The organism is Pseudomonas sp. LBUM1661 (assembly GCF_059695925.1).
Genome location: NZ_CP166794.1, coordinates 2,117,537 through 2,135,178, shown reverse-complemented (window position 1 = coordinate 2,135,178; position 17,642 = coordinate 2,117,537). Strand labels below are relative to the sequence as shown.

Below are 17,642 nucleotides of genomic sequence, written 5' to 3'. Positions count from 1 at the left end.
GCATCAGGCAGCGGCGCAAACAACGCCTCAATATCACCCTGCTCAAGCTTCCAGCCGCCCGTCGTTCCGCCTTCCAGCACCGCCCCGGCCAATGACTGAACACCTTTGCCCATCGCAGCGCATGAAGTTGCTCAATTACTGTCGTCATGGACTCAACGTCGCTTAAAATTAAAGGAATCGTGACGCGGCCAGACACACCACTTGAACGTTGATATTCAACCCGCCAACACCCGCGCCAACGTCGACTGGACCTTGCCCATCCCGTCCCGCAAGGCCTGCTCGATCTCAGCCATGGTGATCAGCGATGTAGACTTGCCCGCTGCCGGGTTCACCACCAGTGCCAGACAGGCGTAATCCAGTTCCAGCTCACGGGCCAGCGCCGCTTCCGGCATCCCGGTCATGCCGACGATGTCGCAGCCGTCACGCTCCAGCCTGGCGATTTCAGCGGCTGTTTCCAGGCGTGGCCCTTGCGTGCAGGCGTACACGCCCTGTCCGCTGTAGCCAACGCCTTCAGCCGCCAACGCTGCAATTAACTGCTGACGCAGCGGCTCGCTGTAGGGGTAGCTGAAATCGATGTGGGTAACCTGTTCCAGGTCATCGGCGAAATAGGTGTGTTCACGGCCGCTGGTGTAATCGATCAGTTGATGCGGAACGCAGAAGTGTCCGGTCCCCATCGCCGCATGAATGCCACCCACGGCGTTGACCGCAAGAATCGCTTCGGCCCCGGCTTGTTTCAGCGCCCAGAGGTTGGCGCGGTAGTTGACCTGATGCGGCGGAAAACGGTGAGGATGGCCATGACGCGCGAGAAACAGCACTTCTTTGCCGCCGAATTCGCCGATCTGTACCTCGGCCGAGGGCGCGCCGTACGGGGTATCCACGGCCAATGACTGACGAATGCTCAAGCCCTCGAGTTGAGTCAGGCCGGTGCCACCGATAATCGCGTAAACCGTCATGGCGAAACGTCCTCAGTCGATCAGTTGAGCTTCTTTGAGCGCGCCGACAGCCGCGAGCCAGCGCGGGTCTTGACGGTATTCGGTGCCGGCGAACGACTGCCCGCGCATCCGCGCAATACGCGGCGACGGCTTGACCTTCAATCGCTGGGCAGCGCTCAGGGCCAATTCTGCGGCTGCACGGTCGTTGCACACCAGGCCCATGTCGCAACCGGCGGTCAGGGCGGCTTCGATACGGCTGGCGGCATCACCGACCACATGAGCGCCGGCCATCGACAGGTCGTCGCTGAAGATCACGCCATCGAATTGCAACTCGCCGCGCAGGATATCCTGCAACCAACGGCGGGAAAAACCGGCGGGCTGGGAATCAACCTGTGGGTAAATGACGTGGGCCGGCATGACGGCGGCCAGTTGCTTGCTCAACTTGGCGAACGGCACTAGGTCGTTGGCGCGGATCTCGTCGAGGCTGCGTTCATCGTTTGGAATCGCGACGTGGGAATCCGCCTCGGCCCAACCGTGACCGGGGAAGTGTTTGCCGGTGGCGGCCATGCCAGCACTGTTCATGCCGCGAATGAAGGCACCGGCCAGCAGCGCCGCGCGCTCGGGGTCGCCTTCGAACGAGCGGGTGCCAACCACGGCGCTGCGCTGGTAATCCAGATCGAGCACCGGGGCGAAACTCAGGTCGAGGCCGACCGCGAGGACTTCAGTCGCCATGATCCAGCCGCATTGCTCGGCCAGGTATTCGGCATTCGGGTTGTCGGCAATGGCGCGCATGGCCGGCAGCCGCACGAAGCCCCGACGCAGACGCTGGACCCGACCGCCCTCCTGGTCAACGGCCAGCAGCAGGTCAGGACGAACCGCGCGGATTGCGGCGCTCAGCTCGCGTACCTGGCGCGGGTGTTCGATGTTGCGGGCAAAAATGATAAGGCCACCCACTTCGGGTTGACGCAACAGTTGGCGATCTTCAGCCGTCAGCCAGGTACCGGCGACGTCCACCATCAACGAGCCTTGCAGGCCAGCAGTCATAGAGATTCCTTGATAATGATAAACCCGACTCGCACCAATTGGCCGCCATGAGCGGTCCCCGGCAGGTCGGCGAAATTGAGTGGAAGCGGGTTCAGAACGAGAGTCGGCATGGGCGGCTAGCTTAGCGGATGTAAGCTGCTGCGCCCACCCGTGCGCGGTTAAACCTTGGCGGCAACCTGTGTCGATTTGCTGCGCGGACGCAGTTGCGCGGTGGCCATGGCCGTGTCGGTGACGCCGCTTTCAGCACGCATGCCGGCGGCCAGGAACGGCACCATCAGACGCATCACTTGCTCAATCGAGGTGTTCACACCGAAGTCGGTCTCGGCAATTGCGCGCAAAGCCTTGATCCCGGACATGCTGAATGCAGCAGCTCCGAGCATGAAGTGCACACGCCAGAACAGTTCAATTGGCGGAATGCGCGGCGCGGCTTCGTTGACCAGCATCATGTAGCGGCGGAACACCTTGCCGTACATGTCTTCCAGATACCGACGCAAGTGCCCCTGACTCTGACTGAAGGCCAGACCCAGCAAACGCATGAAGATGGACAGATCGTTCCCGCTGCGCGGCTGCACCACCAGGGCCTGTTCGACGAGGATTTCCAGCAACTCTTCGAGAGACGGCTTGTTCTCTGGCTTGGCCTGACGCCGCTCCAGCTCTTTATCGAGACTCAAGCAGAACGGTCCGAGAAAACGCGAGAACACCGCCTGAATCAGCGCTTTCTTCGAGCCGAAGTGATAGTTCACCGCCGCCAGATTGACACCGGCCTTGCTGGTGATCAGACGCAACGAGGTTTCGGCGAAACCTTTTTCCGCGAACAACTGCTCGGCAGCATCGAGAATGCGTTCAACGGTTTCCGACTGGGCCATGGCTACTCCGCCTGACAAACACTTGTTTGAAACATACGTTTCAGCCCAAGCCTTGTCAAGCCTGGCGGTTCGTTTTGGGAATGGTCGGTCAGCTATTTAACCATACATCAGCGAAGCATTAATCAGCAGGCTGATCGACCGTCTGGCGGTCGGCAAAAAAAGGGGCATTGCCAAGACCGTTTCACTGTATATAATCCCAGTCACTGTATAAAAAGACAGAGCGATCAATATGCTAAAGCTGACGCCACGCCAAGCAGAGATTCTGGCCTTCATCAAACGCTGCCTAGAAGACAACGGCTACCCGCCAACCCGTGCGGAAATCGCTCAGGAACTGGGCTTCAAGTCGCCTAATGCGGCGGAAGAACATCTCAAGGCGCTGGCCCGCAAGGGTGCGATCGAGATGACGCCTGGCGCTTCCCGCGGCATTCGCATCCCGGGCTTTGAAGCCAAGGCCGATGAATCCACCTTGCCGATCATTGGCCGAGTGGCTGCCGGTGCACCGATTCTCGCCCAGCAGCACATCGAAGAGTCCTGCAACATCAACCCTTCGTTCTTCCATCCTCGCGCCGACTATCTGCTTCGGGTCCACGGCATGAGCATGAAGGACGTGGGCATCTTCGACGGCGACCTGTTGGCAGTCCATACCACCCGTGAAGCCCGCAATGGCCAGATCGTGGTGGCGCGGATCGGCGACGAAGTCACCGTCAAGCGTTTCAAGCGCGACGGCAGCAAAGTCTGGTTGTTGGCCGAAAACCCTGAGTTCGCCCCTATCGAAGTCAACCTGAAAGATCAGGAACTGGTGATCGAAGGCTTGAGTGTTGGCGTCATTCGCCGCTAAAGGAGGCTTTATGCAGTTCCCACACACACCACAGCAAGCCCAACTGCCGTTGTTCGAGGCGTTCATGGTGCAACCGTTGGCGCCGATTCTGAAAGACGTGGTCGAGTCGCCCTGGAGCGCCGAACCCGAAGTCTTCAGTGAGCTGTCGCTGCGTGGTGCGGCCGGGAACTGCCTGAACCTTCTGGCGCCGATCCTCAGGGAACTGAGCCAGGATCAGGACGCACGCTGGCTGACGTTGATCGCCCCGCCCGCCAGCCTGACCCAGGCCTGGTTGCGTGATGCCGGCCTGAATCGAGAACGCATCCTGCTGCTACAACCGCGCGGCACTCAGAGTGCTCAGCAACTGACTTGCGAAGCGCTTCGCCTGGGCCGCAGCCACACAGTCGTGAGCTGGCTCAATCCACTGAACACAAACTCACGGCAACAGCTGATCAGTGCCGCCCGGATCGGGGACGCACAAAGTTTGAATATTCGATTGGGCTAACTGAGAAACACGGTGCGCGGGGAACAGCGCGAGGCTTCTCCAAGGACAGAGAAGCCGATCTGTAGTGGTCTCATAAGAAACCGACGGGCGGGGATCAATGCAGAACCCGCGCGGCCTCATCTGTATTGAAATCACCTTCAACTAGGCGTCCGGCCATCTGAACGCCGACGCTCAACATCGCCTTGGCGACTTCCACGTGCTGGCCTTGCAGGAACACTTTGGCATCCTCGGAGAAATCCAAAGTAACCAGAGAACCTTCGTCCTCAGCCCTTCGCAGCTCAATTCGGCCGTCTGGCAACTCGACAATTTCTAGAAAGGACGTTGGCATAAAGGTTTGTTCTCCACGAAAGGCGGGGATTATATAGGCATCAGTCAGGGTTCGCTCAGGATCTTGACCAGATGTCATCAAGAAGAGAAGTATCCGACAGTACTCTTCCCTCGTACGGACAGCCTTCCGTGCCATCCAACAAAACACTCAATCCTTTAGCACTCGTTCAACCCTTCGCGAAACCGAATCGCCAGGCCCTTGAGGTTTTGACGCCAGCTCTCCAGCTCTTCACGGCTCAGCTCCTGAGACGCTTCTTCCTCATCCAGGTTGACCGCCAGGATCAGTGGCTGCGTCACGTCGCCCTTGGGCTTGTTCGGTGCCCGAGGCGGTTGAAACAGCGCCGCATGGGCCGCCAGCAGCTTGGCCAACCAGGTTTCGGAATTGTTGGCCAATTCGACCATTTCTGCCATTTCAGGAATGGCGATGGTTTCCAGCACTTCACGGGTCAACAGCATCTCGGCCCGAGGCGCATTGGCCTGTGGCAGTCGATAGAAGCCAGCGATTTCATGGCACAGCCCCAGCAGCGCACCGTACAGGTGAAACAACGCCGATTCGCGCCCAGCCTGAATCAGCGCCAGGGAATTCATCGCCCGCCCCTCTTCGGCCTTGGCGAGCGCTTCCAGCGACAGTCCGGCGAAATAAATCTTCTGGTTGGTACGGGTATAGAGTTCGTGGGCCATGACGGCAGCCTCCACAACGAAATAATTGCTTCACGCAGGTCGGACAGTGTCGTGGATCACCTTCGCTTCCCGCAAGCACAAAACAAAAAGGCCGCATGAAAACCCGAGGGTCAGCATGCGGCCTTTTGCATTCAGCGCCTTTTAAGCCTTGGCAGCCGGACGCTTGTCTTCAACCGTCCACTTGCCGCCGTCGTAGTACGCCTTCCAGCCAGTCGGCTTACCGTCGACTTCTGTCTGTACGTACTGCTCTTTGGTCTTGCGGCTGTAGCGGATCACTGCTGGCAGGCCGTCCGGGTCTTTCTTCGGCGCTTCGCAGAGGAAATGGTACTTCGGATCGATCTCATCCTTGTGCGGCACGATCTCGATCACCAGCGGAGCACGGGTCTCGCGGTTTTTCGGGAATTGGCTGGCCGCCAGGAACAGGCCGGAAGCACCGTCGCGCAGGATGTAGGTATCGTTGACCTTTTCGCATTTCAGCTCAGGCATCTTCACCGGGTCCATCTTCGGCGGCGCCGCGTCACCGCTTTTCAGCAGTTTGCGGGTGTTCTTGCAGGTTGCGTTGGTGCAACCGAAGAACTTGCCGAAACGGCCGGTCTTGAGCTGCATCTCACTGCCGCACTTGTCGCACTCCAGGCTCGGACCTTCGTAGCCCTTGATGCGATAGGTACCCTCTTCGATTTCGTAGCCGTCGCAATCCGGGTTGTTACCGCAGATGTGCAATTTGCGCTTCTCGTCGAGCAGGTAAGCGTCCATCGCTGTGCTGCAGATCGGGCAACGGTGCTTGCCACGCAGAACCAGGGATTCCGATTCACCCTCGTCGTCCGCGGCGATTTCGTCGCCCGGCACCAGGTTGACGGTGGCCTTGCAGCGTTCTTTCGGTGGCAGGCTGTAGCCCGAGCAACCGAGGAACACGCCAGTCGATGCGGTACGAATCTGCATCGGACGACCGCACACCACGCATGGAATGTCAGTCATCACCGGCTGGTTGGCACGCATGCCGCCTTCGGCGCTTTCGGCTACTTCGAGTTTCTTCTTGAAGTCGCCGTAGAACTCGTCGAGCACGTTTTTCCAGTCGCGTTCGCCTTGGGCCACGTCATCGAGGTTCTCTTCCATGCCGGCAGTGAAGCCGTAGTCCATGAGATTCGAGAAGCTTTCAGCCAGGCGCTCGGTAACGATGTCGCCCATCTTTTCCGAATAGAAACGACGGTTATGCAGCGCTACGTAGCCACGGTCCTGGATGGTCGAAATGATCGCCGCGTAGGTCGAAGGACGACCGATGCCGCGTTTTTCCATTTCTTTAACCAGGCTCGCTTCCGAATAACGCGCAGGCGGCTTGGTGAAGTGCTGGGTCGGATCAAGCTTGATCAGCTTCATCGCGTCGCCCTGGGCCATGTCTGGCAGCACGTCGTCATCACCCGGCTTGGCGATTTGCGGCATGACGCGGGTGTAACCGTCAAACTTGAGGATGCGGCCCTTGGCGCGCAGCTCGAAGTCGCCGGCACCGACGGTGACCGTGGTCGACAGGTATTGCGCCGGCAGCATCTGGCAAGCGAGGAACTGACGCCAGATCAGCTCGTAAAGCCGCTCAGCATCACGCTCCATGCCCGACAGCTTGCTTGGCTCGGTGTTGGCGTCGGACGGACGAATCGCTTCGTGAGCCTCTTGTGCGCCTTCCTTGCTGCTGTAGACGTTCGGGGTTTCGGGCAGGTACTTCTTGCCGAACTCGCCTTCAATATAAGTACGCGCCATCGTCACGGCATCAACCGAGAGGTTGGTGGAGTCGGTACGCATATACGTGATGTAGCCGGCTTCGTACAAACGCTGGGCCATCATCATGGTTTTCTTCACACCAAAGCCCAGGCGGTTACTCGCGGCCTGTTGAAGGGTGGAGGTAATGAACGGCGCCGATGGCTTGCTGCTGGTCGGCTTGTCTTCGCGCTTGACGATGCTGTAGCTGGAAGCCTTGAGCTTCTCCAGCGCGGCCATGGCCTGGGCTTCGTTGAGCGGCTTGAAGGCTTCGCCCTTCTCGCGAGCCACGTCGAAGCGCACGGTGGCGCCCTTGGCGGTGCCGAGGTCGGCGTGGACTTCCCAGTATTCTTCGGGGTTGAACGCGCGGATTTCACGCTCACGCTCGACCACCAGCTTCACGGCTACCGATTGCACGCGACCGGCGGACAGGCCGCGAGCGACCTTGGCCCACAGCAGCGGCGAAACCATGTAACCCACCACGCGGTCGAGGAAACGACGCGCCTGCTGGGCGTTGACACGGTCGATGTCCAGCTCGCCGGGCTTGGAGAAGGCTTCCTGAATCGCCTTCTTGGTGATTTCGTTGAACACCACGCGCTTGTAGCGGCTGTCGTCACCACCGATGGCTTCGCGCAGGTGCCAGGCAATGGCTTCCCCCTCGCGATCCAAGTCGGTTGCGAGATAGATGGTGTCAGCATCTTTGGCGAGCCGGCGCAGCTCTTCGATGACCTTTTCCTTGCCCGGGAGGATCTCGTACTTGGCTTTCCAGCCATGATCGGGATCGACACCCATGCGCGAGACCAGCTGCTTGCGCGCTTTCTCTTTCGGCGTGAGCACCGGACCTTCACCCGCGGCGGCCTTGCCGCGCTTGGCGGCTGGCTCTTTGCTGGCGCTAGCCGAACCGCTGGTGGGCAGGTCTCGGATATGGCCGATACTCGACTTCACCACGTATTGGTTACCCAGATACTTGTTGATGGTCTTGGCCTTAGCCGGGGATTCCACAATGACCAGCGATTTGCCCATGGATCAGAAAATTCCTGAATTCTAGAAGTGAAAGGCGGTTGGCGCCTGACGCGGCACCGCTATATATAGTGGCTACAAGGTGAGGTCAAGCGCAGGGTTTTGCGCGCACTCAGCTTATGGCTTGGAAAAAAGGCTCTCTTGGGCTTCCACCAAAGCAAAGCGCGGCACCTGTTCGCCGTCAACGTCGACCGACTCCAGGAACATGCTCAAGGGACGCACCCATAAGCCGTAATCGTCATACAGGGCTTGGTAAAAGACTACTTCTTCCTCGGTTTCCGAATGCTTCGCAACGCCGAACACTCGGTACTTCGGACCTTTGTAATGTCGGTAGATTCCAGGCTGTATCGGCATGCTTCGGCCCTCACTCAAATCTTTTCAAAATAAAAACAAAAATAAATCCGGAAAAACAAAAACCGGGGCACTTGGCCCCGGCTTCCGTCAGCGAGACGCTTAAACGCGTTCGAAGACGGTGGAGATGCCTTGGCCGAGACCAATGCACATGGTGGCTACCCCGAAGGTGCCGCCATTTTGCTTCATCACGTTCAACAGAGTGCCGGAGATCCGCGCACCGGAGCAACCGAATGGGTGACCCAGGGCGATCGCGCCGCCGTGCAGGTTAACCTTCTCGTTCATCTTGTCGAGCACTTTCAAATCTTTCAGCACTGGCAGCGCCTGTGCGGCGAAAGCTTCGTTGAGCTCGAAGAAGTCGATATCGTTAATGCCAAGACCCGCGCGCTTCAATGCTTTTTGGGTCGCCGGTACTGGACCATAGCCCATGATTGCCGGGTCCACACCGGCCACTGCCATCGAGCGAATCACCGCCAGAGGCTGGATGCCCAGGTCCTGAGCACGTTGTGCCGACATCACGATCATGCACGAAGCACCGTCGGTGATCTGCGACGAAGTACCGGCTGTCACGGTGCCGCCCTTTGGATTGAAAGCAGGCTTGAGAGCCGCCAGGCTTTCCAGGGTAGTTTCCGGACGAATGGTTTCGTCGTAGTCGAACAGTTTCAGGAAACCGTTCTCGTCATAGCCCTGCATCGGGATGATTTCGTCTTTGAACTTGCCTTCCACGGTCGCCTTGTGGGCGAGTTGGTGGGAGCGCACGCCGAAAGCGTCCTGTTGTTCGCGAGTAATGCCGTGCATTTTGCCGAGCATTTCCGCGGTCAGGCCCATCATGCCCGAGGCTTTCGCCGCGTACAGCGACATGTGCGGGTTCGGATCGACACCATGCATCATGCTCACGTGGCCCATATGCTCGACGCCGCCGACAACGAACACGTCACCGTTACCGGTCATGATCGCTTGCGCAGCCGTGTGCAGCGCACTCATCGACGAGCCACACAGACGGCTGACGGTCTGACCGGCAGCGGTGTGCGGAATCTGAGTCATCAGGGATGCCATGCGGGCGATGTTCCAGCCCTGCTCCAGGGTCTGGTTCACGCAGCCCCAGATCACGTCTTCGACTTCGTTCGGGTCGACCTTGACGTTACGTTCCAGCAATTTGCTGATCAGGTGCGCCGACATGTCTTCGGCGCGGGTGTTGCGGTGCATGCCGCCCTTGGAGCGGCCCATCGGAGTACGACCGAAGTCGACAATCACGACGTCTCTAGGATTCAAGCTCATATATTCACTCTCACTCTAGTTGGGGGCGCTTAACCGAAGAAGCTCTGGCCGTTTTTGGCCATTTCGCGCAGCTTCGCGGTCGGGTGGTACAGCGCGCCCAAATCAGCGTACTGGTCAGCCAGGGCAACGAACTCTGCAACACCGAGCGAATCGATGTAGCGCAGCGCACCGCCACGGAATGGAGGGAAACCAATACCGTAGACCAGGCCCATGTCGGCTTCGGCAGCGGTTTCGACGATGCCGTCTTCCAGGCAACGCACGGTTTCCAGGCACAGCGGGATCATCATCCAGTTGATGATGTCTTCATCAGTGACTTCGCGCTGTTCAAAGATGATTGGCTTGAGCACTTCCAGTACCGACGGATCGGCCACTTTCTTCTGCTTGCCCTTCTTGTCGGTTTCGTAAGCGTAGAAGCCCTTGCCGTTCTTCTGGCCCAGGCGCTTGGCTTCGTAGAGCACGTCGACAGCCGAACGACGGTCGTCTTTCATGCGGTCCGGGAAGCCTTCAGCCATCACGTCACGACCGTGGTGGCCGGTGTCGATGCCGACCACGTCCATCAGGTACGCCGGGCCCATTGGCCAGCCGAATTTTTCCATGACCTTGTCGATACGGACGAAGTCCACACCGGCGCTGACCAGTTTGGCGAAACCGCCGAAATACGGGAACAGCACGCGGTTGACCAGGAAGCCCGGGCAGTCGTTGACGACGATCGGGTTCTTGCCCATTTTCTTGGCGTAGGCAACGGTGGTGGCAACGGCCAGCTCGCTGGACTTCTCGCCACGAATCACTTCAACCAACGGCATCATGTGCACAGGGTTGAAGAAGTGCATGCCGACGAAGTTTTCCGGACGCTTGAGGGCTTTGGCCAGCAAGGTGATGGAAATGGTCGAGGTGTTGGACGCGAGGATGGTGTCCTCTTTGACCTTGTCTTCGACTTCGGCCAGCACGGCTTGCTTGACCTTCGGGTTCTCGACGACTGCTTCAACGACCAGGTCGACGTGACCGAAATCACCGTAGGACAGGGTCGGACGAATGCCGTTGAGCACTTCAGCCATTTTCGCCGCGGTCATGCGACCTTTATCAACGCGGCTCACCAGCAGCTTGGCGGCTTCAGCCAGGCCTTGCTCGATGCCGTGCTCGTTGATGTCCTTCATCAGGATTGGCGTGCCTTTGGAGGCCGACTGATACGCGATACCGCCACCCATGATGCCGGCGCCCAATACGGCGGCCTGCTTCACGTCCTTGGCGATTTCGTCGTAGGCCTTGGCCTTCTTCTTCAGCTCCTGATCGTTCAGGAACAGACCGATCAAGCTCTGCGCGGCAGAGGTCTTGGCCAGTTTGACGAAACCTGCAGCTTCGACTTCCAGCGCCTTGTCACGACCGAAGTTCGCGGCTTTCTGGATGGTCTTGATCGCTTCGACCGGGGCCGGGTAGTTCGGGCCAGCTTGACCGGCCACGAAACCTTTGGCGGTTTCGAACGACATCATCTGTTCGATGGCGTTGAGCTTGAGTTTTTCCAGCTTTGGCTGACGCTTGGCCTTGTAATCGAATTCGCCGGAAATGGCGCCTTTGATCAGGTTCAGTGCCGCTTCGGCCAGCTTCTCGGGAGCAACCACGGCATCGACGGCGCCGACTTTCAGCGCGTCTTCAGCACGGTTTTCCTTACCCGCGGCAATCCACTCGATGGCGTTGTCGGCACCGATGATGCGCGGCAGGCGCACGGTACCGCCGAAGCCCGGGTAGATGCCCAGCTTGACTTCCGGCAGGCCGATTTTCGCGGTGGCGGACATGACGCGGAAGTCCGCTGCCAGGCACATTTCCAGACCGCCACCCAGAGCGATGCCGTTGATCGCGGCGACAGTCGGGACGTTGAGGTCTTCGAAATCGCTGAAAATCTTGTTGGCTTCGAGGTTGCCTGCAACAAGCTCTGCATCAGGCAGCTTGAAGTTCTCGACAAATTCGGTGATGTCGGCGCCGACGATGAAGACGTCCTTGCCACTGCTGACGATCACACCCTTGATCGAAGCATCTGCCTTGATGGTGTCTACGGCCTGACGCAGTTCGTTCAGGGTTAGACGGTTGAACTTGTTGACGGACTCACCCTTGAGGTCGAATTTCAATTCGACGATGCCACTTTCAAGAGCCTTAACCGTGATGGCTTTACCTTCGTAAATCATCAACTGATCTCCACGATATGGAAGCTGAACAGTACACGTCGGACGCAGGCGAATGGCTTGGCAGGGACGTTAAACGTCAATGCTACGCCAATCCACCCGGCACACCCGCCAACGCGATAGTCGGGATTCTGTAGGAGCGATCTGTAATACAAACGCTCAATTCATACGCCCGTTTGATTTGGGTATATCACCTTCACGGAATTTCCGGCAATTGTCAATCGCCCAAAATACGGGTTGAAACGCGACTTTCCGGTCATTTCCGTAACGCGAAGATCTTCAACACGCAGCTGCATGTGAGGCCATTCATAAGATCAATAGTTAGAAAAGTCGCCCTAATTCGCTGCAACCTGTGTTTAACGGGCTACGCTGGCGGGACCTTGGGAAAAAATTTGAACGCTTTGGCGAATGCCCGGCGTAAGATCAGCCCACATTGAATTACCGGCCTGCCTGGCCAACTCCAGCCCGATGATGATGTCGGGCTTTTTATTGCCTGCGGCGCGGGGATGGGGCTCTTGCAGGAGCGAGCTTGCTCGCGATAAACCTGCGCACACCGCGGGGTGTCAGGTTTGCAGCGTTATCGTTGACGACCATCGCGAGCAAGCTCGCTCCTACAGGGAATATGCCTTGTTCAGGCGAGTGCCTTGAGAGTGGCATCGATTTGTTGCAAAACAGTCGCTTCGCCCTTCTCGCCCCAGTACAACGTGATCATCTGCTTGTCCGCTTCGACCTTGTAAACATTGTCTGGCAATTTTTCGAAATGATTCAGTAGCGCCGGATCCTCACAGGCCTCCTGCCACTGATTCACCCACACGCCGGGTGATTTCTGCCAGTAGCTCCAGCACGCCGGCTGATTGCCACGTCGTGGTCGGTGATACTGGGCACATGGGCTCGGCGGCTCCTTGCTTAGCCAGTGCGGCCACTCCTGGGGCGCCAGTTGCATGGCCAACCCGATGCGCCGCGCCTCCATGCGCAGGGCCATGCGGCCGCTCTGGTGGCGGGACGGTCGCAACCATGCCAGCGGACTCAACACCACCAGCAGGATTGACACCACTATCCAGACCGTCATATCTGTACTCCCGATTCTTGATGGGCGCATTCAGTCACTTTGGAGCCAATGCGCTTGAAACCAGCCATACTTATCACTATTGCAATCCTCAGGAGGAGCACCTCATGCCCTACAACCACATTCTGGTCGCTGTAGATCTAACCGAAGAGTGCGACCCTGTAATCCACCGCGCTCGCGAACTGTCGGTGAGCAACGGTGCGAAGCTGTCCCTGGTGCACATTGTCGAGCCGATGGCCATGGCCTTTGGCGGCGACGTGCCGATGGACCTGTCACAACTGCAACAACAGCAGTTTGATCAGGCCAAGGAGCGCCTTGACCGGTTGATCGTGAAATACCCGGAACTCTCCAAGGAGTACAGCCACCTGACCTACGGCCAGCCACGCCAGGAGATTCACCATCTGGCCAAGGAGCAAACCTGCGACCTGATCGTGGTGGGCAGTCACGGTCGGCACGGCCTGGCGCTGCTGCTGGGTTCCACCGCCAATGATGTACTGCACGGCGCGCCTTGCGATGTGCTCGCAGTGCGCCTGATCAAAAGCTGACAGCACGGAACATGTGGGAGCGGGCTTGCTCGCGAAGACGGTGGGTCATTCAACATCAACGTCGGTTGACACACCGCCTTCGCGAGCAAGCCCGCTCCCACATTTGATTTGCTTGCGACTTGCAGATCGCGTTTCATACGAAAAGCCCGGCGCTCATCACTGAACGCCGGGCTTTTTTATTGCAGGATCAATCAGGCATCCAGCTCGGCCCAGCGCTCGACCATGATGTCGAGCTCAGCCTGCAACTGCTCCAGCTGAGCAATCACGGCAGCCGTCTCGGCGGCAGGACGCTGGTAGAAACCGGCATCCGCCATTTGCGCTTCAAAAGCAGCGATCTGCTGTTCCATGGCTTCGATCTGAGCCGGCAACATCTCCAGTTCACGCTGCAGTTTGTAGCTGAGCTTCTTCTTCGCCACTGGCGCTTCTACCGCCGCCACTGGCGCAGCTTCGGCCGTCACGACCGCAGAGGTCAGGTCAGCCTTGCCGGATTTGCTCTCAGTCACGCCCAACAGGCGCGGCGAGCCGCCCTGACGCAGCCAGTCCTGATAACCACCGACGTATTCGCGAACCTTGCCCTCACCTTCGAAGACCAGGGTGCTGGTCACCACGTTGTCGAGGAATGCCCGGTCGTGACTGACCATCAGCACGGTGCCGTTGAAGGTCAGCAAGACCTCTTCCAGCAGCTCGAGGGTTTCGACGTCGAGGTCGTTGGTCGGTTCGTCGAGGACCAGCAGGTTCGCCGGTTTGCTGAACAGTTTGGCCAGCAACAGACGGGCACGCTCACCACCGGACAGCGCCTTGACCGGCGTGCGGGCACGCTGCGGGCTGAACAGGAAGTCGCCGAGGTAGCTCAGCACGTGACGGCTCTGGCCATCGATATCGATGAAGTCGCGACCTTCGGCGACGTTGTCGATCACGGTCTTTTCCAGGTCCAGCTGATGGCGCAACTGGTCGAAGTAGGCCACGTCGATGCGCGTCCCCTCTTCCACTGTGCCGCTCGTTGGCTGCAGACCGCTGAGCATCAGCTTCAGCAGCGTGGTTTTGCCGGTACCGTTGGCGCCCAGCAGACCGATACGGTCCCCGCGCGTCAGGACCATCGAGAAGTCCTTGATCAGGAACGGGCCACCCGGGTGAGCAAAGCTCACGTTCTCAAGGACCATCACCTGCTTGCCGGATTTGTCAGCGGTGTCCAGCTGAATGTTGGCCTTGCCGGTGCGCTCGCGACGTTCGCTGCGTTCAACACGCAACGCTTTCAATGCGCGGACGCGGCCTTCGTTACGGGTGCGACGGGCCTTGATGCCCTGGCGGATCCAGACTTCTTCCTGGGCCAGCTTTTTGTCGAACAGCGCGTTGGCGGTTTCTTCAGCGGCCAGCGACGCTTCTTTGTGCACGAGGAAACTGGCGTAGTCGCCGTTCCAGTCGATCAGGCCACCGCGGTCCAGTTCGAGGATGCGGGTCGCGAGGTTCTGCAGGAAGGAACGGTCGTGCGTGATGAACAGCACGGCGCCCTGGAAATCCTTCAGCGCTTCTTCGAGCCAGGCGATGGCACCGATGTCCAGGTGGTTGGTCGGTTCGTCGAGCAACAGCAGGTCCGGCTCGGAAACCAGGGCCTGAGCCAGCAGGACACGGCGACGCCAGCCACCGGACAATTCGGCGAGGGTCTTGTCGGCAGGCAACTGCAGACGGCTCAAGGTGCTGTCGACCAGTTGCTGCAAACGCCAGCCGTCACGGGCTTCGAGGTCGTGCTGGACGTGCATCAATTTGTCCAGGTCGGCGTCGGTGACGATGTTCTGGCTCAGGTGGTGATACTGCGCAAGCAGCTCGCCCACACCGTCCAGGCCTTCGGCCACCACGTCGAACACGGTCCGCTCGTCGGCTACCGGCAATTCTTGCGGCAATTCGCCAATCTTTAGGCCGGGTGCGCGCCAAACGGAGCCCTCATCGGGCTTCTGGTCGCCCTTGACGAGCTTCATCATGCTGGACTTGCCAGTGCCATTGCGGCCGATGATGCACACCCGCTCACCACGGGCGATCTGCCAGGACACCTTGTCCAACAACGGCATAGCGCCGAAAGCAAGGGACACATCGCTGAATTTGAGCAGGGTCATGAGCTTCTCCAAAAACCGGGCGCGCATTCTACCTGACTTGAGGCTTCAGAAGGCCGGCAATTTCACCTTCGTGGCACTCTGCATGACAATTGTTGCGAACTTATGCCGAGAGGCCGGCAAAGCTTTCGCCCGTTGCTGGCAAAAGGCTAAGCTACAGACAATTCAGCGCGAGCATTGCCCGCGCTTGTCATGATTTCTCTGCCCGGACGTCTCATGCGCAGTCGCCTTTTCAGTCTTTTGTCCTGTTTTCTTCTTTCCGCCACTGCCATCCACTCAGCCCAGGCGGTGGACCTGTCTACCCAACGCCAGTATTACGATGAAGCCAAGCGCGCCTTGGCCAAGGGTGATACCGGTCCTTATTTTCGCTACAGCCAGGCCCTCAGCGATTATCCGCTGGAGCCTTACCTTGCGTATGACGAACTGACCGCGCGCCTGAAAACCGCGAGCAATGCCGAAATCGAGAAATTCCTCGCCGAACACGGTGACCTGCCGCAAGCCAACTGGATGAAGCTGCGCTGGTTGCGCTGGCTGGCCGAGCGCGGCGACTGGGCGCCGTTCGTCAAGTACTACGACCCCAAGCTCAATTTCACCGAACTGGACTGCCTGAACGCGCAGTACCAGATCAGCCATAACCAGAAAGCCGAAGGTTACGCCAACGCCAATAAACTCTGGCTGACCGGCAAATCGCAACCTGCCGCGTGCGACGCACTGTTCGGGCAATGGGCTGCCGAAGGCCAGCTCACCGAGCAAAAACGCTGGGAGCGCACCAAACTCGCCGCCCAGGCGCGTAACTACCCGCTGGCCAACAGCCTGGTCAACGGCCTGACCACCCTCGCCCCTCGCGGTCGCTTGCTGGTGGATGTGGCGCAGAAGCCCGAGCTGTTGAACCAGCCGTCGCGCTTCACCCCGGCCGACGAACCGATGTCCGATGTGGTCAGCCTCGGCCTGCGTCGCCTGGCTCGCCAGGACCCGGACAAGGCCATGGACTTGCTCGACGGGTATGCCAGCAGCATGCACTTCTCCCGTGACGAAAAGGTCGCGATCGCCCGGGAAATCGGCCTGACCCTCGCACGGCGTTACGACAGCCGCGCGCTGGACGTGATGACCAAGTACGACCCGGAATTGCGTGACAACACCGTGTCCGAATGGCGCCTGCGCCTGCTGCTGCGCCTGGCCCGCTGGGACGATGCCTATCAACTGACCCGCCGCCTGCCTCAAGACCTGGCGACGACTAACCGCTGGCGCTACTGGCAGGCCCGCAGCCTGGAATTGGCGCAACCGCAAAACCCGGAATCGCAGACGTTGTACAAAAGCCTCGCTCGCGAACGTGACTTCTATGGTTTCCTCGCCGCCGATCGTTCGCAGCTGCCCTATTCGCTGGTCAACAAACCACTGGTACTCAGCCAGGCGCTGATCAACAAGGTTCGCAATACTCCTGGGATCCGTCGCGCTCTCGAACTGCACGCTCGCGGGCAGATCGTCGACGGTCGCCGTGAGTGGTACCACGTCAGCCGCCACTTCAGCCGTGACGAAATGGTCGCCCAGGCGAAACTGGCCTACGACCTGAAATGGTATTTCCCGGCCATTCGCACCATCAGTCAGGCGCAGTATTGGGACGACCTGGACATCCGCTTCCCGATGGCCCATCGCGAAACCCTGGTCCGTGAAGCCAAGGTCCGTGGCCTGCATTCGAGCTGGGTGTTCGCCATTACTCGCCAGGAAAGTGCCTTCATGGATGACGCCCGTTCCGGCGTTGGCGCCAGCGGCCTGATGCAATTGATGCCCGGCACTGCCAAGGAAACCTCGCGCAAATTCAGCATTCCATTGGCCTCGCCGCAGCAAGTGTTTGATCCGGACAAGAACATCCAGCTGGGCGCCGCTTACCTGAGCCAGGTGCACAGCCAGTTCAACGGCAACCGCGTCCTCGCCTCCGCCGCCTACAACGCCGGCCCCGGCCGCGTACGTCAATGGCTGCGCGGCGCCGACCACCTGAGCTTCGACGTGTGGGTGGAAAGCATCCCGTTCGACGAAACCCGCCAGTACGTGCAAAACGTGTTGTCGTATTCGGTGATCTACGGCCAGAAACTCAATTCGCCACAGCCGCTGGTGGATTGGCATGAGCGGTATTTTGATGATCAGTAACGGCGGCCAGCAACTCTAATTGACCGTATTAAAATGCCCG

15 protein-coding genes are annotated in these 17,642 nt (G+C 59.2%); 4 read left to right on the top strand and 11 right to left on the bottom strand.

From position 1 onward, the window contains the following. Positions 1-215 precede the first annotated feature (215 nt). The 3 genes from ACA057_RS09835 to ACA057_RS09825 form a co-directional block, all read right to left on the bottom strand. Positions 216-953, bottom strand: coding sequence for an S-methyl-5'-thioinosine phosphorylase (locus ACA057_RS09835; RefSeq protein ID WP_497347847.1), 738 nt, complete (start codon positions 951-953; stop codon positions 216-218). Positions 954-965: 12 nt separating this feature from the next. Beyond that, the gene (nagZ, locus tag ACA057_RS09830; RefSeq protein WP_497347845.1) at positions 966-1,976 is read right to left on the bottom strand and encodes a beta-N-acetylhexosaminidase; all 1,011 of its coding nucleotides are present in this window, start codon (positions 1,974-1,976) and stop codon (positions 966-968) included. A gap of 158 nt (positions 1,977-2,134) precedes the next feature. Then, on the bottom strand, positions 2,135-2,842 hold the full coding sequence (locus tag ACA057_RS09825) for a TetR/AcrR family transcriptional regulator (RefSeq protein WP_401353652.1): 708 nt from the start codon (positions 2,840-2,842) through the stop codon (positions 2,135-2,137). A gap of 229 nt (positions 2,843-3,071) precedes the next feature. Here ACA057_RS09825 and lexA point away from each other — a divergent pair, with 229 nt between their 5' ends. Both lexA and sulA read left to right on the top strand, forming a co-directional pair. After that, complete coding sequence (gene lexA / locus ACA057_RS09820) at positions 3,072-3,680, top strand: transcriptional repressor LexA (RefSeq protein WP_401353654.1); 609 nt, start codon at positions 3,072-3,074, stop codon at positions 3,678-3,680. A gap of 10 nt (positions 3,681-3,690) precedes the next feature. After that, a complete protein-coding gene (gene sulA / locus ACA057_RS09815; RefSeq protein WP_497347842.1) occupies positions 3,691-4,164 on the top strand; it encodes an SOS-induced cell division inhibitor SulA in 474 nt (157 codons plus the stop codon). Between the two features lie 94 nt (positions 4,165-4,258). Here sulA and ACA057_RS09810 read toward each other — a convergent pair whose 3' ends face one another. The 7 genes from ACA057_RS09810 to ACA057_RS09780 form a co-directional block, all read right to left on the bottom strand. Further along, complete coding sequence (locus tag ACA057_RS09810; RefSeq protein WP_401353658.1) at positions 4,259-4,492, bottom strand: hypothetical protein; 234 nt, start codon at positions 4,490-4,492, stop codon at positions 4,259-4,261. A 155-nt stretch (positions 4,493-4,647) separates the two neighbouring features. After that, positions 4,648-5,172 carry a DUF6586 family protein gene (locus tag ACA057_RS09805; RefSeq protein WP_497347840.1) on the bottom strand — a complete coding sequence of 175 codons (525 nt, stop codon included), beginning with the start codon at positions 5,170-5,172 and terminating at the stop codon, positions 4,648-4,650. 141 nt (positions 5,173-5,313) lie between these two features. Continuing rightward, positions 5,314-7,941, bottom strand: coding sequence for a type I DNA topoisomerase (topA, locus tag ACA057_RS09800; protein WP_497347838.1), 2,628 nt, complete (start codon positions 7,939-7,941; stop codon positions 5,314-5,316). Positions 7,942-8,055: 114 nt separating this feature from the next. Continuing rightward, positions 8,056-8,292, bottom strand: a complete 237-nt coding sequence (locus ACA057_RS09795; protein ID WP_497347836.1) for a DUF1653 domain-containing protein — start codon at positions 8,290-8,292, stop codon at positions 8,056-8,058. 99 nt (positions 8,293-8,391) lie between these two features. After that, on the bottom strand, positions 8,392-9,567 hold the full coding sequence (gene fadA / locus ACA057_RS09790; RefSeq protein ID WP_008028488.1) for an acetyl-CoA C-acyltransferase FadA: 1,176 nt from the start codon (positions 9,565-9,567) through the stop codon (positions 8,392-8,394). Between the two features lie 29 nt (positions 9,568-9,596). Next, positions 9,597-11,744, bottom strand: coding sequence for a fatty acid oxidation complex subunit alpha FadB (gene fadB / locus ACA057_RS09785; protein WP_059404526.1), 2,148 nt, complete (start codon positions 11,742-11,744; stop codon positions 9,597-9,599). Positions 11,745-12,372: 628 nt separating this feature from the next. Then, positions 12,373-12,810: a hypothetical protein gene (locus tag ACA057_RS09780; RefSeq protein WP_497347833.1), complete on the bottom strand. Its 438-nt coding sequence runs from the start codon at positions 12,808-12,810 to the stop codon at positions 12,373-12,375. Between the two features lie 104 nt (positions 12,811-12,914). On the opposite strand from ACA057_RS09780, the gene ACA057_RS09775 reads away from it, so the two are divergent. Beyond that, complete coding sequence (locus ACA057_RS09775; protein ID WP_008151425.1) at positions 12,915-13,352, top strand: universal stress protein; 438 nt, start codon at positions 12,915-12,917, stop codon at positions 13,350-13,352. 191 nt (positions 13,353-13,543) lie between these two features. Here ACA057_RS09775 and ACA057_RS09770 read toward each other — a convergent pair whose 3' ends face one another. Then, entirely contained in the window at positions 13,544-15,460 is a 1,917-nt protein-coding gene (locus tag ACA057_RS09770) for an ATP-binding cassette domain-containing protein (RefSeq protein ID WP_497347831.1), read from the bottom strand. 213 nt (positions 15,461-15,673) lie between these two features. Between ACA057_RS09770 and ACA057_RS09765 the strand changes: the two genes are divergently transcribed. Next, entirely contained in the window at positions 15,674-17,602 is a 1,929-nt protein-coding gene (locus tag ACA057_RS09765; RefSeq protein WP_497347829.1) for a transglycosylase SLT domain-containing protein, read from the top strand. Positions 17,603-17,642: the final 40 nt, after the last annotated feature.